We start from the raw sequence: 24,737 nt of genomic DNA, 5'->3' as shown, positions 1-24,737 counted from the left end.
ACACGGAGCCCGCGTCGCGCGGCCGCGCCGGATCGGCGCGTCCGGAGCCGGCCCAAGTCGCCTGCGGCAGAGGGGATTGCGCCGCGGCGGCGAGCAGGAGCGGCACCTCGCCGGGGCCTGCGGCCGGTTCCGGACGCGGGCCGGAATCGGCCGGAAGCATTGATTCCCCGGGCAACTGTCGCCCTGAGAGGGTGCGTTCATCCCCCTACGAACGAGGAGCACCTCTCCCTCATGAGATTCAGACCTCCGGGCATACGCACGGCCGCAGCGGCCACCGTCGCCGCTCTGGCGGCCGCGGCGCTGTCCGTGCCCGCGGCCCACGCCGCCACCGCCCAGGACGCCGGTTCGGGCCACGCGGTCCGGCTGACCCCCTCGGCGCTCAAGAAGCTGAGCGGCAAGTACACCCCGCGCGCGGACGGCACCCCCGGACTTGTCGCCGCGGCCCGGCACAGCACCTCGGCCGCCGTCTCCACCCGCGACGCCGCCGCGGCCGGCTCCGGAGCCAAGTCCACCGCCGCAGCGACGGGCGCAGCCCCGAGCGCCTCCACCTCCACGGGCTTCACGGTCAAGAGCAGTTGGGAGACGCCGCGCGGCGCCGCCAACACCCTGGCCCTCGGCGGCACCAAGGACTGGGCCGCGATCTTCAGCGGCGGCACCGTCGCCCGCTACGGCGCCGATGGCAAGCCGGTGTGGCAGCGCGACAGCCACTCGCTGTTCGCCGACTGGCAGGTCAAGCCGACCAACTCCTACCAGGACGAGGAGTACGCCCCGGTCCTCTACCAGGGCTACAACCCGTACCAGCCCAGCAGCGTCGGACAGCACCCCTTCGCGCAGGCCGACTTCAACGGCGACGGCACCGCCGACATCGCCGTCGCCTACGACGTCGGCGACAACCCGCCGCGGCCCTTCACCACGCCCGGCTCCGACCTGCACTCCGGCACGTTCATATCGATCCTGGACGGCAGGACCGGCACCATGCTGTGGCACACGCTGCTGCCCGGCACCGTCGGCTCGCTGACCACCCAGCACGGCCAGCTGATCGTCGCCGACACCACCGGCCCCAACTGGGACACCAACCCCGTCAAGGAGCAGGGCGACAGCCGCAGCTCGCTGCTCGCCTACTCCTTCCGCCGCACCGGAAGCACACTGTCCGGCAAGACGGCCTGGACCTACTCCACCCAGGCACCCTGGGCGCTGTGGTCGGACGTCGAGCCGGCCGGCAAGAACCGGATCGCCGCCGGCTGGTCCGACACCCCGATGGGGCTGGGCAACCCGCGGCCCCCGGCCGGCCACGCCGTGGTCATCGACACCGCGACCGGCAAGACCGTCACCGACACCAAGACACCGGGCTATCCCCGGATGGTCCGTCAGAGCCCCGACGGCAAGCACCTGCTGGTCGTGGAGCAGAACGACCCCTATGACGCGGTGCGCTGGGACCTGAGCTCGATCGACCCGGGCACCGGCACGCGCTCGGTGCTCGCGACCCGAAGCGGCACCATTCCCGAGGCGTTCGAGGTCAATGCGGGCGCCAAGCACGGCCAGGCGCAGTACGCCGTGGCCGAGCTGGGCATCAACGCCGACCTCAGCGACGGCCAGTCCACCGTCTCCGGCTGGGACGCGCACGGCAGGACCCTGTGGTCGCACACCACCGCCTCCTCCCTCGGCGGCCCCAACGCCCCGACCCTGTCGCTGACCGCGGACGGCGGTAACGTCTACGCCGCCGTGGCCGACCCGGCGCCGGAATCCCGCACCAACCCCGAGGCGCCCGAGCACGCCCAGCTGCTCGCCTACGCCGCCGACGGCGGCGCCCAGGTCTGGCACAAGGACGGCGCGGTCGTCGGCGACCAGATCACGCCCTATCGAAACGGCCTGCTGACGGTCGGCTACGACGACACCGCCTACCAGCTCGACCCGGCCAAGGGCACCGCCACCGCGCAGCCGCTGCTCGGCGACGTCTACGCGGCCATCTCCGTCGACCTCAACGGCGACGGCGTCAAGGACCTGGTGCTCGGCGGGCAGAGCCACGGCGTGTTCGCCGTCAACGGCCGCAGCCTGGGCCAGACGCACCCGGACATCCTGTGGGACCGCCCGGTCAGCGCAGCGGTGCGCCAGCTGAAGCTCGCGGACGTGGTCGACAGCAAGGGCCGCACCTCCGAGCGGATCGTCGCCGCCACCTCCACCGGCTTCGCCGTGCTGGAAAAGCGCGGCGGCTCCCTCGACGCGGACGTGGACACCGGCACCTTCCAGGCCGGCGTCGCCGTGGCCGGCGGGCACGTCCTGGCCTCCGGCGACGCTCTCGGCGCCTACACCGCCGACGGCAAGAAGACCTGGTCCTACCGGCCGGCCGGCACCGACGGCAAGAAGGTCGCCTACGCGGTGCCCGCCACCGCCGACGGCCGGATCTACCTGGAGTACGGCGGCTTCCGCACCCAGGCCGGCACCGGAACCAGCGACCCGGCCCCCACCGCCGTCGCGCTCGACGCCTCCGACGGCCACCAGCTGTGGAGCGAGAAGCCGACCGGGGACAGCGCCGCCTGGATCGAGCAGCAGGCCGGCGTCTACGCCAGCCCCGACATCCCCGGGGCCGGCGGCCACGGCGTGGCCTTCGCCTTTGGCGGCGACAAGCCGGCCGCCGCCAAGCAGCAGGTGCAGATCGTTAACGGGGCCACCGGCACGGTCGTCCGCTCCGACGACTCCGTGGGTTCGGCCACCTTCACCGGCTTCACCTCCTCGCCCACCGTCGGCCTGGTCGAGATGCACACCGCCGAACTGTCGGTGTATCCCGCCGACGGCAGCGCACAGTACAACGTGCACACCCTGGCCGGCCTCTACCAGGGGACGTTCGCCAAGACCGCCGGGGGCAAGGAGGTCCTCGCCGCCGGAGCGGGTGGCATCCTGCGCTACAACACCCCGCTGCCCAACAACTGGCCCACCATCAACTCCAGCAACGGCCAGACCTTCGCGCAGGACGGCTCCGAGGTGCACCCGCTCGACCTGGGCTCCACCGGCGCCACCGACCTGATCGCGGTGCAGCGCGACTGGGCGGCCTACAACCTCAGCCAGAACGTCGGCGGCTACGCCGCGAACTCCAGCTCCATCGACCACTACCGGCACGGCGTCGCCGTCCTCCAGGCCAGCGACACCGCTCCGGCGACGACCGCAAAGGCATCCAAGCAGTCCCAGGCCGCGGCCGAGACCGGTGCCACCTCTGGCAGCGACCCGATCGCGGTCCGGACGCTGCCGGTGGGCCATGGCGTCACCTCGATGCACATCAACAAGACCGTGGTCGTCCGGCCGGGCACCAGCAACGCCGACGAGACGACCCCCGGCTACAGCCCCCAGCAGATCCGCAAGCGCCTCGGGCTCACCGGCGACGGCTCCGGACAGACGGTGGCGATCTCCATCGCCTACGACTACCCCAACGCACGTGCGGACTTGAACCACTTCGCCGCCCACTTCAACCTGCCGCAGACCTGCGACAGCGTCCCGTCGGGCACCGACTGCTTCGACTTCCAGCAGGTGTACGCGGACGGCACCAAGCCCGCCGCCGACGCCAACTGGAACGAGGAGGCCGCCCTGGACATCGAGTGGTCGCACGCGGCCGCACCCAAGGCGAAGATCATCCTGGTGGAGGGCAAGGACTCCACCGCGCAGGGCCTGTACCAGGCCGTCGACAAGGCAGCCACCTACAAGCCGGCGGCGGTCAATAACAGCTGGGGCATGTCGGAGTTCTCCGAGGAGTCCTTCTACGACGGCCACTGCAAGATCACCGGCTCGGTGTGCACCCAGTCCACCGGCGATGCCGGCTACCCGGCCAACTACTCCAGCACCAACCCCTTCACGCTGGCGGTCGGCGGCACCCGTCTGCAGCTGGACGCCGACGGCAACACCACCGGTGAGACCGCCTGGGCCTCGACCGGCGGCGGCCTGAGCTACTTCGCCAAGCGCCCGGCCTACCAGGACGGCACCCAGCCGTCCGCCTACCGCGCCACACCGGATGTCAGCTTCGACGCCGACCCCAACACCGGCGTCGCCGTCTACACCAGCGCCGCCGGCCAGGCCCAGTGGCTCCAGGTGGGCGGCACCAGCCTGTCCTCCCCGATCTGGGCAGGCATCCTGGCGAGCACCGACCAGCTGCGCACTGCGGACGGCAAGCAGCCGCTGGCGGTGGCCGGTCCGAACGGCGACACCCTGCACAGGGCCGTCTACGGGCTCGGCACGGCGCTGAGCGACGTCACCTCGGGCTCCAACGGCGCCTGCGGAACCGAGTGCACGGCCGGCACCGGCTACGACACGGTCACCGGCCTGGGCTCGCCGCTCCCCGGGATCGACAAGGCGCTCGCCGAGAAGTAGACGGCAGCGAGCGGTGCAGTGGCGGGCCCCGGACCTCGGCCCGCCACTGCACCAGGAAGACCGCACAACCGACGACTGCCCGCCAACCCCTGCTGTCCAGACCGTGCCTGGTGCACAGGCCGGGCACCGGCCGACAGGGATACCTCGAGACCGCAGAAACACCCAGTTGCGCTCGTGCTGAGCCCTCGTCACCGGTTTCTGTGCACGTGTACCGCAGTGACGTCGGGCGCCGACCTCGCCGGACTCTCGTCCGAAGGAACTGCTTCGATTCGTTCCCAACTGATTGACGCGGCCCTGCCGTTGGACGGCAAGGCGCCGCGGCCTCCCCTTGCTCCTGAACAGTCGCCGCCCAGTCGCCGCTCCGCCTCGAGGATGCGCAGCAGCCGCCGTCCACTGTGAAGGCCCGGCTGGTGAAGCGGTTCCTGCGGGACCCGGCTCCCAGCAATCCCGACCACCCATCACATACGGCGCGCCGATGCACCAAACGGGTGGAGGTCGGGCGACACGCGCACAGCGGTGCTGTCTCACTGAGCGGCTTTGGGCCAACATCGGCCATCGGGTGTGCGGGCTGGTCTCGTCTGTCGCTCACCTGCCGGGTGGCCGTGTCGTCCAGGTTCGGCCGCCCGACGCGGGGTGTTCGCCGTTGCTCGCCGGAACGGTGGATGCCTTGAGGCCCCTGCGATCGGCCCGGTCTGCCGCAGGGGCCCTGCGGACCGTGCGCCGCTGACCTGACGGCCAAGCACAATGTCGCCACGCGTCACCTCCGCCAGCACCAGCCGCAACAGCGGCGCTGAGGATCCCGGCAGCCAGCGGCTGGAGGGCGCCGCCGACCGTATCAACGCCGTGCCCGGCCGCGGCAGGATCTCTCGGATTCGCTGGTGCGGGCCCAAACGGGCCTTCCTCGAGCGCACGTACACCCCCGGCGGCTTCTCACCAAGGGAACGCACTGCCCGGCGCGGACGAGCAGCGCAGCGGTCTCCCCGCGTACCGCAGGCCGCGGGCGCCCGAGGCGCCACAGCCGGACCGCAGGCTCCCAGCGGGGTCCGATCGGGATCTGTGCAGAGCAGCTGCCGAGGCCCTACGGTTGCGCAGTGATCAACAACTCGGGGCCCGGATGCCCGGCCCGGCGGGCCCGTCGGCGCGCCTTGCAGGGCCGCCTCGGCGCAGGCCCGCCTGGGCCGGATCGGAGCCTCCCGGGGGCCACTGGTATTGGCGATGCTCCAGGCCGCGGTGGTCTGCCACCTGGACAGCGCGGCCCGGCAAGAGTCGGCCGCCGCACATCTGCCCGCATGCTGACCTCCCCACGGCCCGCAGCTACCACTCGAACGAGGGTCCGCGCCCCGGAAGGCGTGCCGCACGCCGCAGGACGCGCCGAGGACTGGCTGAGGCCGCCCGACTGATCGCCACGGCATCGGTGCGCGCTCCGCGACACCAGTGCGCAGGCAATGTGCAGCCTTGACATCCGCTTCCTGCGTCCGCCGGCGTGGCGCACCTCGACATGCCAGCTTTCGTGGTGCGGGCGGCCGCGTCGGCAGACCTCGGGCCGATCGCGCGTCGCAGCCCGGTACGCGTGGTGCACGCCGCACGAGGGCCATGCCCACATGCCTCGGGCGAGTCACCGGAGCGTGAAATCCGTGATCGCGGCGCCAATAGGGCTAACGCAATAGTGATGACGGCGCGTCAGCGACAATGCCAGTCAATCCTCATGAAGGCTCATCGGACGCCATGACGTGTTGCCCACGAGGAAAGGCGCCCGATGTCCCAGCTGAAACGGCACGCCGTACGGGGGAAAAACTGGTGGAGACCGGTCGCGGCAGTGGCCCTGACCGGGGCGCTGGGCGCAACGGGCCTCGCACCCACGGCGGCGATGGCCTCCGGCGCCGTCCGCGGCCACGCCGCGGAGACGGGCATCCGCGCAGCCGCGCCCCGGGCCGCCACAACGGCAGCGCCCGCAGCGGCCGGCCGGCACGCCTCCCACGGGCAGCGCTCGGGACGGGCGGCGCCCGCGCCGAAGGACCCCACCGTGGTCTACGACGAGAACTTCGAGAACAACCCGCAGCCGGGGCCGATCCGCTTGGACACCTACACTGGGGCCTCCGGCGAGACCTACACGGCCGACCCCAACTATCTGACCGACTGCAACGGCGCGGTCATGAGCTACAACAACCGCGGCCCCTACCCGGCCGAGTGCGGCTCCCAGACCCCGTGGGACACCCTCGGCGACATCGGCCGCGCGTTCGGCGAGTACAACGGCGAAACGCCCGAAGCGGCGAAGGACAACCACGAGGTCGCCGGCTGGACGCTGAACGGCACCAGCTACAAGCCGACCGATGTGCAGTTCGAGACCAAGCAGCCGATCCCGCTGGCCTCGACGAACCGGTTTTTGACCGCGTCGGTGATGAACGGCGGCGTCTGCTACTCCTCCACGTACGTGGACCCGAAGCTGAATTTCTTCCTCACCGACGGGGGCACGGAATACCCGCTGAACAGCACGCCGTCCGATGCGTGCACGGCTCCGAACGCCAAGGAGTACAGCTACCCCGACGCCCAGGCCACCATCAAGGTCGCGAATGTGGCGGCCAATCAGCCGCAGCTGTACAAGGGCAGCTCCTTCGGCCTGAAGATGGAGAACGCCGCCGCCACCTCCTCGGGCAACGACGGCGCCTTCGACGACATCAAGGTCCTGGACGTGACCCCGACGGTCACCAAGTCCTTCGACCCCTCGCCCGCGCCGGTCGGGGGTACCTCCACGCTGACGTTCACCGTCACCAACACCACCGACCTGCTGGCCAAGAAGGGCTGGTCATTCACCGACGACCTGCCCACCGGACTGAAGGTCGCCGACCCCGCGGGTACCTCGACCACCTGCACCAACGGCCAGGTCGACGCGAGCGCCGGCGGATCGTCGGTGGACCTCAAGGGCGACCTGGAGGCCGGCCAGAGCTCCTGCACGCTGAGCGTGAAGGTCACCTCGGACACCGCCGGCACCTACACCAACTGCCCGGACAGCGGCTCGAACCTGGTCGGCGTGATCTGGACCGACTGCGCCGACGTCGAGTTCGACACGCCCAAGTACACGATCACCAAGACCGCATCCCCGGCCTCCGGCAGCAACGTCAAGCCCGGCGACACGGTGAAGTACACCGTCAAGGTGGACAACACCGGCACCGTCCCGGTGGACGCGACCGCATCCGACGACCTGTCCCAGGTGCTGGACGACGCCGCCTACGACAACGACGCCAAAGCCAGCTCCGGAAGCGTCAGCTACAGCTCACCCACGCTCAGCTGGAAGGGGACCCTGGCGGCGGGCAATTCGGCGACCATCACCTACTCGGTGAAGGTCGACGACCCGGACACCGGCGACGGCAAGCTGGACAACCACGTCACCGGCAACTCCTACTCCAACTGCACCACCGGCAACGAGCCGGAGTGCACCACGGACGAGAACGTCCGCTCGCTGAAGATCTCCAAGACCTCGGACGCCAAGAACCCGGTGAAGGCCGGCGACACCATCCAGTACACGGTCAAGGTCCACAACCCCGGGCCGACGGACTACACCGGCGCCGCCGTCTCCGACGACCTGACCCGGGACCTGGACGACGCGACCTACAACAACGACGCCACCGCGAGCTCCGGAACCGCCTCCTACGCGCGCCCGACCGTGTCCTGGAGCGGCGATGTCCCCGCCGGGAGCACGGTGACGATCACCTACTCGATCACCGTGGACAACCCCGACAAGGGCGACCACGAGCTCGCCAACACCGCCGTGGGGCCGGAGGACTCCAACTGCGCCAAGGGATCCACCGACGCCTCCTGCTCCACCGACGACAAGGTCGCCGAGCCGAAGGTGACCAAGAGCTCCACCGCGCGCCGCAACCCGGTGCGCCCGGGCTCCAAGGTGACCTACACCGTCACCATCGAGAACGTCGGCAAGGCCGACTACCCGAACGCCTCGATGAGCGATGATCTGTCGAACCTCCTGGACGACGCGCGCTACGACAACGACGCCAAGGCCTCCTCGGGGACGGTGTCCTACGCCGAGCCGACGCTGTCCTGGAAGGGCGACGTGCCCGCCGGCGGCACGGTGATCGTCACCTTCTCGGTGCGGGTGAACAAGCCCGACACCGGTGACACCAAGCTGGACAACACGGTCGTCGTCCCCGGCGGCTCCAACTGCGAGACCGCCTCGAGCGACCCGTCCTGCTCCACCGACGACCCGGTGGCCGACCTGACGGTGACCAAGTCCTCGGACGCCAAGGCGCCCGTGAAGCCGGGCGACACCATCACCTACACGGTGACGGTGGCCAACACCGGCAGCACCGACTACCCGAACGCCTTCATCACCGACGACCTCAGCAAGGAGCTGGACGACGCCGCCTACAACGGCGACGCCACCGCGAGCTCCGGCACCGTCGCCTACGCCGAGCCCAACCTGCGCTGGCACGGCGCCGTCCCGGCCGGGCAGACGGTGACGATCACCTACTCCGTCACCGTGGACAACCCCGACACCGGCGACCACCAGCTGGCCAACACCGTCGTCGGCCCGGCCAACTCCGACTGCGGCCCGCGCTCGAGCGACCCGGAATGCTCCACCTCCGACGACATCGCCGACCTGCACATCCACAAGACCTCGGACGCCAAGGACCCGGTCAAGGCCGGCGACACCGTCCACTACACGGTGACGGTCAAGAACACCGGCACGGCCGACTACCCCGGTGCCAAGGTCTCCGACGACCTGTCGGGCGACCTGGACGACGCCGCCTACAACGGCGACGCCAAGGCGAGCTCGGGCAGCGCCACCTACGCGGCACCGAAGCTGAACTGGCGCGGCGACGTCAAGGCCGGCCAGACGGTGACGATCACCTACTCGATCACCGTCAACAACCCCGACAAGGGCGACCACGAGCTGGCCAACGCCGTGGTGGGGCCGGACGGCTCCAACTGCCCGCCGGCCGCCGCCCGGCTTCGCGCCGCCACCGACCCCGGGTGCCGCACCCACGACAAGGTCGCCGAACTCAAGATCACCAAGACGGCGTCCACCGCCCACCCGAAGCCGGGCGAGAAGGTCACCTACACCGTCACCGTCACGAACGTGGGAACGGCCGCCTACCCGGGGGCCACCTTCACCGACGACCTCAGCCGGGTCCTGGACGACGCGCACTACGACCAGGACGCGACGGCCACCGCCGGCACCGTTTCCTACCGGCAGCCGAAGCTGACCTGGACGGGCAACCTCGCCGCCGGCCAGCAGGCCACGGTCACCTACACCGTGACGGTGGACAACCCCGACAACGGCGACGGCCACCTGGACAACGCCGTTACCGGCTCGGGCGGCTCCAACTGCGCCCCGGGCTCCCACGACCCGGACTGCTCCACCCACGGCGTCGTCCCGGGCGCCCCGGTCAAGCCGACCCGGCCCAGCGGGCCGCTGGCGCACACCGGCCTCGGCCTGACCACCTGGTACACGGCGATGGGCGCGGCGCTGCTGCTCGCCCTCGGCGTGCTGGCGTTCACGGTCGCTCGCCGACGCCGCTGACCCAACGCCGGCAACTCGCCGGTCCTCCTCCCCGCCGCCCCCGCGCCCGCCAGGCGCGGGGGCGGCGTCTGTTCGCGGCCACCGGTGTGGCCGGCCGTGGCCGCGCCGCCGGGAGTCCCGTCTGTGGCCGGGAACCGGCGCTTTGCCCGCGGCCCGCGGGGGAGGCCCCTGGCGGGCCCTCGGAGGGGCCGTGGCGCCTTGGGAGGCAGGGTTCGTTTTCGAGGAACAGCGTGTGGGGCGATATCGCGGAGTCGCACGGGGAAAAGGTGTGCGAGCGGGCAGTCATGGATGCGCACCGAGTCCGCAGGGCCCTGCTGCTCGGCCACTGCGGCCTGGCGGCGTCCTGCGTCCCGGCCTCCCGACCCCGATCCGGGCGACCGGAACGTGCACGTGCTGGCGTCGTCCCCGGTCTTCACCCGGCTGTCCTCAGGCGCGGTGCGCACGGGGCTGGTTGAGCATCCCGGCACGGTTCCGGGGCGGCGGATTCCAGGGCCGGGAATGGGTCGGGCAGAGCGTCATTGTGACGATCTCCTCGACGCAGTCGGTCCGGGACGCCTACGCCACCTACGCCAAACTGGCGGACCAGGACGGCTGGACCGCAGCGAAGAAAGTGTCCATGGACCACCTGTGGCATATCCGTTACCCCGGAGTGTGGGTCAAACACATCGCCGGGCGCCACGCCTACCGGGACCTGCGCCTGGACTTCTCCCACAGCACGGTTGATGTCACGGCTAAAGCGTGTTGCGCAGGGCTGCATGAGGGCAGGTCAGGGCGGGCGAGGGCAGTTCTCTGGGCATGATGCGTGGGCGAGGTTGTGCAGGTGAGCGATGGCCTGGACGGCGTGGTGCAGGCCGTCGCCATGCTGTCGGCAGTCGCGGAGGATCTTGTAGTTCTTCAGCCGACGGGTCGCATGCTCGACTCGCGCGCGGACCCGGCGATGCTGGGCGTTGTCGGCCTCCTCGCCCGCCAGCAGGGGCCGGGCCGTTTGCGGTGCGGGACGAGCTGGCCGGTGTTGATGTACGCGCCGTCGCCGAGCAGGGTGACGCCCTGGCACTGCCGCGGCAGGCCGCCCTCGCGCCACACGTGGGCGTCGGCCTTGTTGCCCGGGGCCGGGCGGGCGGCAGCTACCACCAGCCGGGTGTCAGCGTCGATGATGACCTTCAACGTTCGCGGAGAACCGGTAGTTGCGGCTCGACGCACCGATCCTGCGGTCGCGGACGGGGACCCATGTGCCGTCCACGATCCACAGCCGGTCCGTGGCATCGACGGCACGCGCTCGCGGCTCGAGCGCGAGCAGGGGCCGCAGCCGGCGGATGACCCGGCACACCGTCGCCGGCGACACTCCGAACAGCGGCGCGAGCTGCCGCATGGCCAGGTTCGTGCGGTAGTAGACGGCCACCAGCAGCACCCGCTCGGCCAGCGGCAGGCACCACGGGCGGCCGCTCCGCGGCCCGTCGCCGCCCCGCTCCCGCACGACCTTCAGCAAGCGTTCGAACTGCACCATCCGCAGTCCCGTGAACGTCTCAACCCACAGCGAATCAGCCCTCAACACCCCACGCATACACGCGATATGCCCTGATCACAGCCTTGTGCAACACGTTTTAAAGGGCAGCCCAGAAGTTACCGTCTGACAGCGAGCGTCGGTTGACGACGGCCCGCCGCCGGCAGCGGCCGAGGCGCTCGCGCCGACGGACAGCCGGCGGGAGCCGACGGCCCCAGGAGCACGGAGCCCGACGAGCCGCCGGCCGGGGCTGCCCGATTCCCGGCCGACGCTGTCGCCGGCGCCTTTGGCGCCGGTGACGCGGCCGCGGCCCCGGGATGCACACACAACACCGGGCCGCGGCCGCGCCGATCGGGAACTACCGCTGTGGCCAACGCCGGTGCCGGCGGAAACGTCACGCCGGGCCACGCGAACGAGGCGCTCCGGTCACGATGGTGCCCTTGGCAGGCGATCGCGGACCTGGGATGCTGCGGCCACCAGGATTGGGTGCGGCCGCCGCGGTCTCGAGCGCCTTCGCCTTGTGCCCTGAGGGAGCAGTGCAACGCGCAGGAGGAGCTGCAGGACTATCTCGAGCAGGTGTGAGAGCAGCTGAAGACCGACGGTGTCGATCCCGCGACAAGCATCGAGTACGCCCGGCCTGGCCGGCCTGCTGGACCTGGCTGAGTACCTGAGGGAAACCGCCGGCGACCTGCTGTCCGCACGCGAGGCTGCACAGGACGGCCGTTGACGCGCAGGCTGGCCCGCCGCCTTCGCACACACAATCCCGGGCCGGGGATGGTGACCACCACACCGGTCCTGTTGTCGCGTGACTACGCCCTCGGGTGGGCGGTTGTCGTACGACAACAGCAGAGGTGCCATCGTGAGGGAGGGCCGCCGTGTACGAGTTCGACCTGAGGCTGAACACCGCGCTCACCGATGAGCAGGAGCTGATCGTGGGCGGGCGCCATGGACAGTGTCGGCGTGGTCAGCGCCCCCGACGGCACTGGCTACCTGATGTGCACTGTGGACGACACCACCGGGTCCTCGTTCACGGACGCGGCCGTGCAGATCGCCGTCCAGCTGCACCATCTGATCCCGACCCGCTGGGCGACCGGGCTGATCATCGAAGACACCGTGTCGCTGTCGGAGGCGGCCCGCCGGACCATGGGGGTGCGCAGCAAGCAGTCCCTGCGGCAGCTGGCTGCGGGGGAGCGGCGTTCGAAGCAGCCGTTCCCGGCCCCGGTGATCAATGCCGAGGGCTACCGTCTGTACTCGTGGGCGGCGATCGCGAACCACCTGCGCAGCCTGGGAGATGAGGTGCCGGCCACCGACAGCGAGGGTGTGTTGCTCGACCGCATGCTCGCCGGCCGCGCTGCGGCGCACGAGGCCAGCCGGGCGGCCGGACGGCTGCCGGCTGAGGAGCGCAAGCTGTGGCAGGCGCTGGATTCGGCCTGACAGCCCACGGAACCGGGTTGGCCCGGCGCACGCCCTTCTGGGTGTTACCCGGTGCGCGCCGCGATGGTGTCCTCGAGGTCGTCGATCTTCCGGAGGTCGGCCATGAAGCAGTCGAGGACGGCGATCGCGGCCATTCCGACCGCGATTCCCGCGCGGACTGTGGTGGTTCCGAAGGTGTCGGCGAGGGCTCGGCAGGCCATGCATCGGTGCCGACGGCGGCCGGCGGCGCGAGCGGATGAGTGAGCAGCAGGCTGGTGGCGGCGCGGGCGCCCAGGAGGGCGGCCAGGTGGCGGCAGGCACAGCGCAGGTGCTCCTTCACCTCCTGGTCGGGGTCGGCCAGTTCCAAGACGGTTTCGGCTAGATACGGAAACGCACCAGTCATGCGTTCACGGTGTAGGTCGGGCACGTCAACAGCCCCCATACTGCGGGTGAAATGCGGGTAGAGCCGGACGGGACAGCAGACGGCCGGAGGGGTGTGGACGCTGCCGGCGGTTCACCGTGGGGACCGGGCCTGCGCGTGAGGTTAGAAGGTGCGCGCTGGTGCGGTATCGGCCACGTGGTGCACGCCGGACCGTTTGCAGAAGGGGTGAAGCGATGCGTGCGGCGGCAACTTCCCTGGCAGGTCTGCTGTTTGGGCTGCGAACGGGTCCGGGCGGTCTGGCCGGTCTCGGCCGTCTTCCCCACGGCCGACTGTGCGCGCTGCTGGAGGCCGATGCGCTGGCCTTCTCCCTGCAGGCTGGAGGGACTCGTCCGGAGCTGGTGTGGTGGACCTGCCCCGATGATGGCGCAGTGGCATTGGAGGATGCGCAGTACGTGGCCGGGGAGGGGCCGACGATCGAGGCGGCCATAAGCCATCGGCCGGTGCTGGTGGCGGACCTGGTCCATACCCCGCAGCGGCGCTGGCCGCGGCTGCTGGCCGACCCGGCCACCGGTCAGGGCCCGCGGGCGCTGATCGCGCTGCCCGTGGAAGCGGCGGGCGCGCCGGTGGGGGTGCTGGCCGCCTACCGAAAGGTTCCGGACCTGCCCTCGCGGGCGGCGATCCGGGCCCTGAAGGCGGTCGCTGAAGAGGTCGGCGTGCTGCTCGCCCGGGGTCCGTTGGAGGTTCCGGTGCTGCACCGGGCGGTGGTGCACCAGGCGGCCGGCGCGCTCGCCCACGCGGAGGGCGTGTCGTTGCAGGATGCGGCCGACCGGATACTGGCCCGGGTCTTTGCCTCCGGTGAGGACCTGATCGACGGCGCCGAGAAGGTCCTTGAGCAGCTGCGGTGACGCAGGCGGCCCTCAACCTGCCGGCGCCCCGGCGCGCGCGCATTCGGGGCACCGCCACCACGGTGCCAACGGTCAGGCCTGCGGGGCAGTCCCGGATACCGGGTCGAGTCCCGGCCCACGGGCGACGGCCGCCTCCGTCCCGGTTGCCCGTGGACGGCCCCGGCCGCCACCGGCGCCGCATCGAGCCAGACGCAGCCGCGCCCCCGGCGGCTGCACCGCCCTGGGCCGCCCGTCGCCCGACGCGCCCCAACTCCGGTCACCACAGCATTCCTTCACCGGGACGCGGGGAGGACCCGCACTCCGGCGCAGACCGGGACCTTCGGGCCCTTTGTCCTTGCCGTTCGGCCCCTAGCCTGGAGGACGAGGCCACCCCCCAAGGCCTGCGTCGCGCTCCAGACCCCGCCGCACGCTCCCACACGCCGCCGAACCGGAACCGCGTGCCGCCATGCCTCCCCCCGAGCACTGGACCGCCTTTTCCACCTGCGACCCCGATGCCGCCGCGCACTTTTTGCAGACCGCCTACGCCACCGGGCACCGCCTGAGCCTTCCCAGCCCGCCGGCCCCGGGCGGCGGGCCGGTCGTGGCCCCGGCCCAGCACCGCGCCGGCCCGCTCCAGGTCGCCGAAGCCCTGGTGGACCCGCAGGTGGTGAGCGTGATCGACCCCAGCGACACCATCACCGTCAACGTCATCCGCGCCGGCGTCCTGGAGACCCGGATCGCCGACGCCACCTCCCGCCACGGCGCCGGCGACGTCCTGATCGGCGTCGGCCCCCGCCTGGCCCGACGCCACCTGTCGCAGCACCTGGCCGTCCACACCCTGTCCCTGCCCGCCGCCCTGATCGCCGCCGCAGCCGGCCGCCCGGCCGAAGACACCGAGCGCCCTTGGGACTTCACCTCGACAACCCCGCTCAACGCGCACGCTTCGATGCTGTGGCGCACCACCAGCGCCTACATTGCCACCATGCTGCGCATGCCCCCACAGGCGCTCGGCCCGCTTCTGATCGGCAACCTGGCCCGGCTGGCCGCCTCCACCCTACTGACCGCCTTTCCCACCACCCTGGGCGGCGAAGCCCGCGCGGCGCCGTACGACCGCACCGATGCCACCCCGCCCGTGCTGCGCCGCGCCATCGCCTTCATCGACGCCAACCCGCACCGTGACATCGCACTGGCGGACATCGCCGCCGCCGCGCACGCCTCGCCCCGCGCCCTGCAATACGCCTTCCGCCGCCACCTGGACACCACCCCGACCGCTTACCTGCGGCGGGTGCGGCTGGAGGCGGCCCACCGCGACCTGCACGCCGGCACCCCAGCGACCACCACCGTCACCGAGATCGCGCTGCGCTGGGGCTTTGCCAGCCCCAGCCGTCTGGCGGCCGAGCACCGCGCCGCCTACCGCACCCTGCCCAGCCAGGTGCTGCGCGACGGACACTGAGCGGGCGCCGGTGCTGCTCAGTGGGCGGCGGTGTGCAGCCAGCGGACGACCGCGGTGACGGCCTCCGGTCCGGCCAGGCTGAGGGCGTCCGCCGGTTCAGGGCTGGGTGTGCAGGTCGAGGGTGGGCGGGTGGCCGTAGCTGCGGCGGTAGAGGGCGGCGAAGTGGGAGGCGGTGAACCCCCACCGGGCCGCCACCTCGGTGATCGTGGTCGATGCCGCGGCTGCGGCCAGGAGTTGGCGGCGGGCCAGATCCAGCCGCACGGTCCGCAGGTAGGTCAGTGGAGAGGTGTTCAGGTGCCGGCGGAAGGCGTACTGCACCGCCCGCGGGGTCACTCATGCGGCGGCGGCGATGAACGCGATCGCGCGACGCAAGGTGCCCGGGGCGGCGTCGGTGCGGTCGGATGGATGCTCCTGGGCGGTGAGGGTGTTGGGGAAGACAGCGAGGACGACCTGGGCCAGCAGCCGGGCATGGCGGCCGGCCAGCAGCCGCCACCCTCCTGGACCGCGGCGCCTTCCAGGCCGGGATCCACGGCCAGGACCACCGCGCCGGCGCCGGCGACACCGTGCTGGTCCCCCCGGGCACCCCCTACACCGCGGTCACCGACGCTCTGCCCCACCCGGCGAACGCGACTGGCACAGCTGCTCCGCCGGCAGCGGACCGGCGACACTCGCGTGCCACCGACGTGCCCCAACCAGCAGGGAACAGCACCTGGACCGGCGACCGGGCAACCTGACACGCATCAGCCAGCGGTGCAAAGAGGCAGGAGGTGGGCGTGCCCAACAGCGATGCAGAGCTCCCCGAGGGCGGACTGCCGGCCGGCTCCGAGGCCGAGTTCCGGCATTCGGATGCGGTGCGCGCCTACTGGACGACGGAGCGCCAGCGGCAGGCGATCGCCAACACGGCCGCGGATGTCGACGGGGCCTGGCGGTTGCGGGGCGAGCGCCGCCGGCTGCGTCTGCTGTGGGACCTGGCGGCACCGCTGCTGACACCACCGGCGCCCACCCCGCGGGACCGCGGTCCCGCCACCGGCGCGGAGCGGGTGGTGTTTCACGCGGTCGCCTACGCGCTGCTGTCCGACTCCTCCTGGCAGGACCTGCCGCCGGCGCTCGGTGTTGCGGCTGCAGACGCGCGGCAGTGCTTTGAGGAGTGGACGCGGGCCGGCCTGTGGCAGCGTCTGCAGGAGCGGGCGCGCCAGGAGCCGGTGGACGGGGTGGTCGGGTGGACCGCGGCGATGGCCGTAGCCGCGGCGATGCGGGCCGGCGGGGGAGCGGGCGACCAGGACGGCTCTGTGCCCGGGGGCGCTGAGGGCCGCGAGGAGTAAGCGCCGCGGCCGCGGGGCCCCTCGATGATGAACAACAGCGGCCGCGGCCATGCCGACAGGGAACCACCACCCTGACCAACCCCACCGGCAGGGGTATGAGGTCTCGTTGTGGTGTCAGTGGTTGGATGGTCGGGGACGGGGAGAAGCGGTGTCTCGGCTGGAAGCAGGGGCTGCGGATGGTAGGCCGGGTGTTGACACCGAGTGGTAACTCCGCCGCCGTGGAGGGATTAACACGCCTCGGTAAGGGCTGTCGCCGGATTGGCTGTTCCTGTGCCAGGCGGCTTGCGGGCGCGGTGGGCTGGCCGGGTGGCCGAGGTCCCGCGTCGAGACCGGGCAGCTGTCCTCGTCCGACGTCGACACGCTGCGCCGCTGCATCGAGGCGCTGGGGGCCGGCTGCAGATCGTGGCGGACTTCGGCGACCAGCAGTCCAACGGCAATCAGGCGCGCACTGCCTGGGTTCACTCCAGCGGCAGGCCCTGCGCGACGCTGCACACCTGACGAGGCGTCGGAGCATCCCGGGCCGGACAGGGAAGGTGAGTGCGGATGGATCTGCGAGGTCCCTCCCGGCGGCGGCGCGACGCGGAAGCCGCGAAGGTCGCCGCGCAGCTGCGTGATCCGGAGCTGTCCGCGCGGCTGACCCCAGAGAAGATCGAACGCAGGCTCGCACTCCCCGGCGTCTGGGCTCGCCGCTCAGCGGAAGATCAACGCGATGACGGCCCAGCGGCGGCAGCAGATGCAGCAGCAGGAGAACTCCGGCGTCCCCGGCACCAGCGCGGGGCGCTCCCGCGCAATCCGCAGCTGAAGGCCGGCCGGGGCGACGGCGCGATCGAGGCCGGGATCACGCTGTACACCGGGTCCGGGCCCTACCGGGCATGGAAGCGCACCCCGGATGGGCAGGGCTACGACGAAGCGTCGGGGAAGCGGTTGCCGGCGTCCGCGCCACCGGCCGCGGGCATCGCTCGCGCGGCAGTGCCTGGGCTGGGCCGTCCTGGCCCGCCCGATGCAGCCCTGATCAGGCGGCCGCCGGATCGGGGCGCGCCACAATGGCCGACGTCCGGACGGCTGGTTCAGGGCGGGCGGTGAGTGGGGTGCGCCTCATCTGAGCCCCGAGAATTGCGTGGGCCCCGGGTGCCGTGCGTAGAGTCGCCGCTCGTTATGAGCAACGACCTGATTCGCCCCGTCTCGACGGTGCAGCACGAGAGCTTCAGCCCGAAGGTGGTCGTCTGGCTGATGGGCGCCGGTGCGGCGCTGGACGCTGTGACCGCCCTGCCGCACTGCATGGGAGGCTCGGCGCCTGCCGCCGTCGCCACCGTCGGGTCGCTGATCGTGATGGCCCGCAGCGGCTGGTGGAAGGCGTCGCTGAAGTGGCAGATGCTGGCCCTGATCGTCTGCTTCAACGTCGCGGCGGGAAACCTCTCGTCCCACAGCAGCGGCCACAGTGCGGGGGTGTGGGGCCTGTGCCTGCTGGTGGTCTCCCGTGGCCTGTTCATCCAGCGCCTGCTGGCCACCAAGCAGCCGCGCGACGGTTGGGACTGGAGCAAGCGGCCGGTCACGACGGGGCTGGTGATCACGTTCTGGATCTGTGCCGCGGCGTCGGTCTTCGTGGCCGTGGCGCTGTTCGCCCTCGACCTGAACCTGCACATTGCGCATTAGGCGCTCCACGCGCTCACGGGCGACGCCTCCCGCGGGGCTCGGCGCGGTCCCGGTCCTCCAGCCGGGGCGGGGCCGATCGCCGGCGCGCTGCGGACGGCTCGCGCGGACGGCGCGATGCCCTGCCTGAAGCCCTTCATCACCGCCGACCCGAACTGCTGATCCATGGACAAGCTGGTCATCGCCAACCCGCTGAAGCTCAAGCTGTGGATGGGCACCGTCGTCCCGGTGGGCGTGTCGCTGGCTGCTTTCGTGGGCGCAGACAGGGGAGCTGCTCTCTTGGTGGCGGTCGTGTGTGCCTGTCTGGCTGTCTACCTCTGGGGCTCGCGCACGGTCCTGACGGCCGGCGGGATCGCCCGGGGGCGCCTGTTCATCGCCCACGGCACGATCCCGTGGAAGCGGATCACCGACGTCTCCCAGGACTTCAGCGACATGGCCAATGGCAGCGGGACGTACTCTTTCATCGTCGTCGAGATTGACGGGCGCCGAACCGTGCGGCTTCCGGGCAGCTACCGCTACGACGAGATGGGCGTGCCCACCGATGAGTTCCTGGAGGACCTGAGGGCGGTGCGCGAGCGCTGGTTGCGTGCGACCGGTCGGCGGCCGCGGATGGCCGGGCGGCGACGGCGTTAGCCAGAATCCGACAACCCACGTCTCCCAGACCGCCCCGGCGGGTAGGCGGCCGGAGCAAAGGCATGCGCGGCCCGCGGGGCCGCGGTGTGGTGTAGAGGCGAAGTCCTCGGGCGGTGCCGGAGGCGTCAACTCCTGTTGTCCTCAGGGCCGTTCGGGTGAGGGGCGTGACGGCGCGCGTCAGGGATGCGTTGGACAGCCCGTGCGCCCCGGGGCCGGGCTGGGCGGTCTCGGCTCGGGGCGTGCACGGGCCGGGGGCCGGCCGCGGGTTCGCAGCAGGACAAGGGGCCGCCCCGGCCTGCCTTCGCGCGCATGGGCGGTGCGAGGGACCTGGCGGTCGCGCTCGTACCCCCTTCCGTGGCGGGGCCCTTCGGCCTCGATGGGCAGGTCGAGCCGGACGGCGGAGGCCGTGTCGGCGGCGATGCCGACGCCTCCACGGGCCTTGGTGCCATCCGAAGGCGCCGCTGAGGGGCGCAGGTTCCGGCGGTCGGCCCGGCCCGGCAACGCGGCTGCCACGGCCGCCGACACCGAACCTTGCCGACTGCGCAAATCGGGCTATCGCCTTCCGGCCTGCACGATCAGGGCCCACCGGGCCGCCAGGCCCACCCGGGAGGCGGGGACGTGCTCTCCTCGCACGGTCTTCACGATCAGCCACATGAAGAACAGGCTTGCGGCGCCGTAGATCAGCAGACCGGTCCACCACAGGCGCACTTCGTGCACATCCTCCACCGTCGATGCTGCCCTGGAAGGTATTCGGCGGTCACGGCGTCGCCGTGGTGCAGCGATTGGTCTTGGACGTTGGTGGTCCAGGCGGAGGCGGAGGCGGAGGCCGGTCGGCCGTTGGACAGCCGGAAGTCGAGCCGGTAGTCGGTGGTCCAGGTCTTGCCGTCCCGGACTTGCCATGACTGCTCTACGTGTGCGGTCGTGCGGATGTGGTCGCGTTCGAGGTGGCGCTCGTCCAGGGGCTGGCCGAGCGCCATGATCAGCATCAGGACCGCCCCGAGGGAGTAGAGCGCGACGGTCACCCGGTACGACCACCGCTTCGCCGGCTCCTCCACGTGCATCCGCGCATCGTGGCAGGCCAAGGAGGTCGGTACGAATCTCAGAGCCGACCTTGTGGCCAACCCGACAGTGCCTGACCCGGCCTGTCTTCCAATTCGGCACTGCCGAAGAAGCCGGGTCGCAGGCTGCGGTGCGGGGCCGTTGGTTTGCCTCCCGTCGGTGAGCTGGCCGGCGACGGTGGCCGTCGGGCGAGCGGCGGTCGAGAGGCCGGCGACCTCGTCTTCCCCTGCTATGGCGTCGGTGAACCTTATGGGCCTGCCACCGGTCCCCGCCGCGGTGGACCTTCGCCTCCAGAGATCGGGGTTGTGTCTGCCTCAGAATAGTTCTGTTACCGAAACAAAGCTCTCTTGGGCGGACGCCTGCCGCGACACCCGCCGCCGGGGCCCCGGAGCCGGAACCGACCGGTCGGCGCCGTGAGGAACACCCCGCCCACTCGAGCAACCAGCCCCTTTTTTTCGATCACTGGAAGCGAGTACGACCGCATGCGCACGTCCCGCAAGATCCTCATCGGTGTCTCCGCCGCCGCCGTCCTAGGCATCGGCGGCTGCGCCGCGGCCACCTCCGGATCGGATGCCGGCCACTCCAGCGCCGCCTCCCACACGGCGAACAAGGCCGCCGCCCCGACCAGCACGACGGCCGCGCACCCGGTGAACGACGACCTCACCATCGGCGCCCCGTACGTCAACGACGTCCAGCTGTACGACGCGAAGGTCACCATCACCAACCACACGTCCAAGGCCAGCGACTACGACTACCAGCTGGAGCTGGTCGACGGCACCGGCAAGCGCCTGGACACCACCTACGTCTCCACCCAGGGCCTCGCGCCGGGCCAGACCTACTCCGACGACGCCGGCTTTTCCAAGATGGCCTCCGAGGTGCCCTCCGGCACCCACCTGACCGTCAAGATCGTGTCCGGCGACCGGTACGCGAGCACCTGACAGCCCGTAGCCGAACCCGGCTGCGCCGCAGACCGCCGCTGCACCACCTGCGCTGTGGGCGCAGCCGGACGGAGCAGCGGGCCGTGCCGCGGCCGCCCACCCCACCACCCGCCCGGTCGAGACGCGCGCGGCCCAGCCGGAAGCCACCCCACGCCGCCGCCTGCGGCCCCGCCGCCGGGCGCGCGATCACCGCGCGCCCGCCCGTCCCGGACCGGCTCCACCGCCGGCGGCGCCGCGGCGACCGCAGAACACACCGAACGGCGCACGACCATCCTGGAGAGCCTGTGACACCCGACATGACTACCAATCCATGGCAGCAGCTGGGGGACCGCGCACCGTTCGTCGTCCCCGCCGACCGGCCCCACCTGCAGGCGTTCAACGCCGCACTGTCCGAGAGCCGCCGCGGCCCCTACGGCCTGGATGTGTCCCTGCCGCCGGAACCGCACCTGGGACTGCACGACGCCCCGCTGGTCATCCTGCTGGCCAACCCCGGCCGCAGCGAGGCCGACGACGCCCAATACGCCCGCGCCGAGGTCCGCGCCCGCACCCTCGCGGGCATCACCGCCCCCAAGGGAACGCCCCATCCCTGGCTCGCCCCTGACGTGGCGGCAGAGCCCGGCGGCCGCTGGTGGCGCCGCACCCTGGCCGCGCTCCTGCCGCTCGGCCACACCTACCGCGAGCTGGCGTCCAAGGTCCTGGCGGTGCAGTTCCACGGCTACCACTCGCCCGCATGGCACTCCCTGCCGATCACGCTGCCCTCGCAGGCTTTCGGCTTCGGCCTGGTCGAGAAGGCCGTCGAGCGCGGGGCGGTGATCGTGCTGCTGCGGCCGCGGATGGACTGGAGCGTCGCGGTGCCCGGACTCGGCAGCTACGCAAGGCTGCTGCGGGTGCGCTCGCGCAGCACCGCCATCAGCCCGGGCAACCTCGGCGAGGCCGGCTTCAAGATGGTCGCGGACGCGCTGGCCGGTTGAGTCACAGGGCCGCAGTTCAGAGGGATCGACCGGGCTGGGGCTCGGCGACCTGGAGGCCGACGTGCGGGAGGGGCGGTTGCGACCTCCAGTGTGGACCTGGACCGGCCAAGTCCCCTGTGCCGACGGCCCGTTGGGGGCGGCCGGGTGGGAGTTTACGCACCGCCTTGGACCCAGCGGCGGTGCTGGCGGCCAACTGTCCCGCCGGGGCGAGTTCTATTGGCGCAAGGGGTGGCCGAGGTCGGCGAGCAGGTCGTCGGGGAGGCCGGAGCGCAGCAGGTGGTGGAGGAACGGCGGTTCCTGCAGCAGGCTTCGACCGGTGAGGGGGTGGGGCCACATGGCGGGGTCGGCGAAGGGCAGGCCGAGGAAGGCGGTGCCCGGCTCGTGGGGCCAGGTGGGGTCCAGGGCGGATCCGTCGGGGGTGGCGGCCCAGGCGTGCGGGGTGTGCAGGGCCTGGCCGGCGCCGACTGGTGCGCTGCCGTAGCCCTCGGCGTAGGTCAGCTGCAGGTCGGGGTGGTCGGTGGCCAGCTGGGCGGCGTTGGCGAAGCACCAGCCGGGGTCCAGGTGCTCGATGGCGTCGGGCAGCGGGGCGGGGGTGAACAGGCGGCCTTCGCGCAGCAGCAGGTCGAACTGGCTGGTGTAGACCCAGCGTTCCTCGAGGGCGCGTGCGGGCGGGCCGAGGGCGTCGGCTGTCTGGCGCAGGTAGGAGACCAGTTGCTCCTCGGCGCGGGTCAGGGATACCGGCTGCTCGGTTGTCACGAGGCCTCCGTTGATGGCCGGCCGACGTCCACCGGATCGGCGGTCCGGCCCCGGCTCCGGGCCCGGGTTGATGTGCTCATCTCCTGCTTCGGCGGCCTGGTTCACCGACTGCGCCACCTGCTATGTCGCGCACTACCGGGTGCTTGAGCGGGCGGCTCTACGGGGGCCCGCCCGGCAGACAGCATTGCTGTGGACCACCTCCTGCACCGGCCGCCCCATCCAGGAGCCTCGGTGGGTGCGCAGCCGCCCCCGCCACTGGATGAAGCGCGCCACCCTCCCGAGCTCCGAGGTGGCGGACACGCCCGGGTTCGTGTGCGCTGCCGGCCACCGCAAGAAGCAGCGGCGGCGCAGGACGTTAGCGGACCCACTCCTTGAGGGGCTCGGTGTCGAGGGTGAGGCCGACGGGTGCGGGCAGCTCGACGGTCTTGCCGAAGGGGCGGCGCAGGATGCTGGTGTAGGCGCCGGAGTCCGGCTCGCTGTGGATGACGACCTCGCAGGTGCCGCGGTCGATCAGGAGGTAGACGGGGATGCCGGTCTCGGCGTAGGCGGTGGGCTTTTCCTGACGGTCGCGCTTGTCGGTGTCGGTGTCGTAGGAGGTGACCTCGACGACCATGACGACCTGGCTAGGCTGGGCCCACTCGCCCTGGCCGGCGAATACGCCCTTGGGGGCCAGGGTGCCGTCGGGCTTGGCGTTGCCGTTGCGGTAGGCCTGGACCTTCAGACCGCGCTCGGGATACAGCCACAGCTCGGGGCGTGACTGCATGCAGCGTTCCATGAGCCATCGGACGATTTCGTCGTGGTCGCCGTCGGGCACTGCCTTGACCCCCAGCCTGCCGTGGATGAACTCCAGGCGGACACCCTCGCGCTCGGCCGCTGCGGCGATGCGCTCGAACTCCTCGGCCGCCATCTGCGGGCGATCCTCCGTGACCGTCACTGGACACCTCCCGGCCTCCAGCATAGGCGGAGAGCGGGGACCTGGGGCGGCGGCCTGGCGGGCCGCGCGGACCGGCCCCGGCACTGCCGCCCGCATCCATGACCTGCGAGAGATCGTGAATGCGATCCTCTACATCAACCGCACCGGCATCCCGTGGGCCTACCTGCCGCACGACTTCCCTCCCCACCAGACGGTCTACGACTACTACGCGAAGTGGGAGGCCGATGGCACCACCGACCGGGTTCATGACCTGCTGCGCGAACAGACCTGCCGCTCGCAGGGGCGCCGGCCCCGTACGACCGATGCCGTCCTGGACGCCCAGAGCGTCAAGACCTCCAGCAATGTCGCCGAGGCCGAGCAAGGCATCGACGCGGCCAAGAAGAACAAGGGCCGCAAGCGCCACCTGGTCACCGACACCCTCGGCCTCCTGCTGGCGGTCCTGGTCACGGCCGCCTCCGTCCAGGACTCCGACGGCGGCAGGCGAGTGCTCACCCAGGTCTCGACCGGCCATCCGGGCGTGGTCAAAGTCTGGGTGGACGGGGGATACAACACCGCGACCGTCCACCACGCAGCCCGCTTGGGCATCGACGTGGAGGTCACCAAACGCACGACATCAAAGGGGTTCGAACCCCTGCCGAAGCGCTGGGTGATCGAGACGACCTTCGGTTGGCTGATGCAGCACCGCCGCCTAGCGCGCGACTACGAAGCCCTACCTCAACGATCAAGAGCAATGATCCTCTGGGCCATGACTAACAAAATGAGCCGCGCACTCACTGGAGAAGCGGCACAAACCTGGCACCCCCAGACACTTGAAACGGGCATAGTTACCTAACAAGTCATCAAATGCCCTCTAAGCGGGTCGCCTTTTTGAGCGAGGGTATGGCGCTCAGCGCCGTCGTCGGCCGGCCCTCGTGCTTGCTTTCGGTCGGGTCTCTGCGTGCGGGGCCGACAA

17 protein-coding genes and 1 pseudogene are annotated in these 24,737 nt (G+C 71.4%); 11 read left to right on the top strand and 7 right to left on the bottom strand.

The genetic code is table 11. The features are described 5' to 3' along the window. The first annotated feature begins 231 nt into the window (after positions 1 to 231). Both BIV57_RS01210 and BIV57_RS01205 read left to right on the top strand, forming a co-directional pair. The gene (locus BIV57_RS01210) at positions 232 to 4,353 is read left to right on the top strand and encodes a hypothetical protein (RefSeq protein ID WP_071654672.1); all 4,122 of its coding nucleotides are present in this window, start codon (positions 232 to 234) and stop codon (positions 4,351 to 4,353) included. Between the two features lie 1,816 nt (positions 4,354 to 6,169). Next, on the top strand, positions 6,170 to 9,889 hold the full coding sequence (locus tag BIV57_RS01205; RefSeq protein ID WP_071654671.1) for a DUF7927 domain-containing protein: 3,720 nt from the start codon (positions 6,170 to 6,172) through the stop codon (positions 9,887 to 9,889). A gap of 766 nt (positions 9,890 to 10,655) precedes the next feature. Here the strand turns inward: BIV57_RS01205 and BIV57_RS01195 are convergent. Continuing rightward, positions 10,656 to 11,450 (bottom strand): annotated as a pseudogene (locus tag BIV57_RS01195) (transposase family protein). 885 nt (positions 11,451 to 12,335) lie between these two features. Between BIV57_RS01195 and BIV57_RS23775 the strand changes: the two are divergent. Next, a complete protein-coding gene (locus BIV57_RS23775; protein ID WP_071654669.1) occupies positions 12,336 to 12,824 on the top strand; it encodes a hypothetical protein in 489 nt (162 codons plus the stop codon). A 44-nt stretch (positions 12,825 to 12,868) separates the two neighbouring features. Here BIV57_RS23775 and BIV57_RS24795 read toward each other — a convergent pair whose 3' ends face one another. Then, positions 12,869 to 13,024 carry a hypothetical protein gene (locus BIV57_RS24795; RefSeq protein ID WP_175548624.1) on the bottom strand — a complete coding sequence of 52 codons (156 nt, stop codon included), beginning with the start codon at positions 13,022 to 13,024 and terminating at the stop codon, positions 12,869 to 12,871. Positions 13,025 to 13,418: 394 nt separating this feature from the next. Here BIV57_RS24795 and BIV57_RS01185 point away from each other — a divergent pair, with 394 nt between their 5' ends. Next, positions 13,419 to 14,090 (top strand): GAF domain-containing protein, encoded by a 672-nt coding sequence (locus tag BIV57_RS01185; RefSeq protein WP_071654668.1) that lies wholly within the window; start codon positions 13,419 to 13,421, stop codon positions 14,088 to 14,090. A gap of 445 nt (positions 14,091 to 14,535) precedes the next feature. Beyond that, positions 14,536 to 15,522, top strand: a complete 987-nt coding sequence (locus tag BIV57_RS25720; protein WP_071654667.1) for a helix-turn-helix domain-containing protein — start codon at positions 14,536 to 14,538, stop codon at positions 15,520 to 15,522. A gap of 96 nt (positions 15,523 to 15,618) precedes the next feature. Here the strand turns inward: BIV57_RS25720 and BIV57_RS25520 are convergent, their stop codons facing one another. Continuing rightward, the gene (locus BIV57_RS25520; protein ID WP_336444913.1) at positions 15,619 to 15,855 is read right to left on the bottom strand and encodes a helix-turn-helix domain-containing protein; all 237 of its coding nucleotides are present in this window, start codon (positions 15,853 to 15,855) and stop codon (positions 15,619 to 15,621) included. A 440-nt stretch (positions 15,856 to 16,295) separates the two neighbouring features. Between BIV57_RS25520 and BIV57_RS01170 the strand changes: the two genes are divergently transcribed. From BIV57_RS01170 to BIV57_RS01160, 3 genes are all read left to right on the top strand, one after another. Beyond that, positions 16,296 to 16,844 (top strand): transposase, encoded by a 549-nt coding sequence (locus BIV57_RS01170; RefSeq protein ID WP_071654665.1) that lies wholly within the window; start codon positions 16,296 to 16,298, stop codon positions 16,842 to 16,844. 1,155 nt (positions 16,845 to 17,999) lie between these two features. Beyond that, positions 18,000 to 18,497, top strand: a complete 498-nt coding sequence (locus BIV57_RS01165) for a hypothetical protein (protein WP_071654664.1) — start codon at positions 18,000 to 18,002, stop codon at positions 18,495 to 18,497. 162 nt (positions 18,498 to 18,659) lie between these two features. Beyond that, positions 18,660 to 19,127 (top strand): hypothetical protein, encoded by a 468-nt coding sequence (locus tag BIV57_RS01160; RefSeq protein ID WP_071654663.1) that lies wholly within the window; start codon positions 18,660 to 18,662, stop codon positions 19,125 to 19,127. Between the two features lie 552 nt (positions 19,128 to 19,679). On the opposite strand, the gene BIV57_RS24785 is transcribed toward BIV57_RS01160, so the two are convergent. Both BIV57_RS24785 and BIV57_RS01155 read right to left on the bottom strand, forming a co-directional pair. After that, entirely contained in the window at positions 19,680 to 19,844 is a 165-nt protein-coding gene (locus tag BIV57_RS24785) for a hypothetical protein (RefSeq protein WP_175548623.1), read from the bottom strand. Then, entirely contained in the window at positions 19,808 to 20,188 is a 381-nt protein-coding gene (locus BIV57_RS01155) for a hypothetical protein (RefSeq protein WP_071654662.1), read from the bottom strand. Before BIV57_RS01155 ends, BIV57_RS24785 begins: the two co-directional genes overlap by 37 nt. A 480-nt stretch (positions 20,189 to 20,668) precedes the next feature. Between BIV57_RS01155 and BIV57_RS01150 the strand changes: the two genes are divergently transcribed. Further along, positions 20,669 to 21,124 (top strand): FxLYD domain-containing protein, encoded by a 456-nt coding sequence (locus BIV57_RS01150; RefSeq protein WP_071654661.1) that lies wholly within the window; start codon positions 20,669 to 20,671, stop codon positions 21,122 to 21,124. Between the two features lie 296 nt (positions 21,125 to 21,420). Continuing rightward, positions 21,421 to 22,095 carry a hypothetical protein gene (locus BIV57_RS01145; RefSeq protein ID WP_071654660.1) on the top strand — a complete coding sequence of 225 codons (675 nt, stop codon included), beginning with the start codon at positions 21,421 to 21,423 and terminating at the stop codon, positions 22,093 to 22,095. 213 nt (positions 22,096 to 22,308) lie between these two features. Here the strand turns inward: BIV57_RS01145 and BIV57_RS23290 are convergent, their stop codons facing one another. After that, a complete protein-coding gene (locus BIV57_RS23290; protein WP_079169911.1) occupies positions 22,309 to 22,851 on the bottom strand; it encodes a hypothetical protein in 543 nt (180 codons plus the stop codon). A 355-nt stretch (positions 22,852 to 23,206) separates the two neighbouring features. Beyond that, on the bottom strand, positions 23,207 to 23,785 hold the full coding sequence (locus BIV57_RS01135; RefSeq protein ID WP_071654659.1) for a Uma2 family endonuclease: 579 nt from the start codon (positions 23,783 to 23,785) through the stop codon (positions 23,207 to 23,209). Between BIV57_RS01135 and BIV57_RS01130 the strand changes: the two genes are divergently transcribed. Continuing rightward, entirely contained in the window at positions 23,775 to 24,617 is an 843-nt protein-coding gene (locus BIV57_RS01130) for an IS5 family transposase (RefSeq protein ID WP_419185674.1), read from the top strand. The two genes, BIV57_RS01135 and BIV57_RS01130, sit on opposite strands and share 11 nt — an antisense overlap. Positions 24,618 to 24,737: the final 120 nt, after the last annotated feature.

The organism is Mangrovactinospora gilvigrisea (genome assembly GCF_001879105.1).
GTDB classification, from domain to species: Bacteria; Actinomycetota; Actinomycetes; order Streptomycetales; family Streptomycetaceae; genus Mangrovactinospora; species Mangrovactinospora gilvigrisea.
The sequence above is the reverse complement of the archived record's forward strand: the minus strand, read 5'-3'. Positions and strand labels throughout refer to the sequence as shown.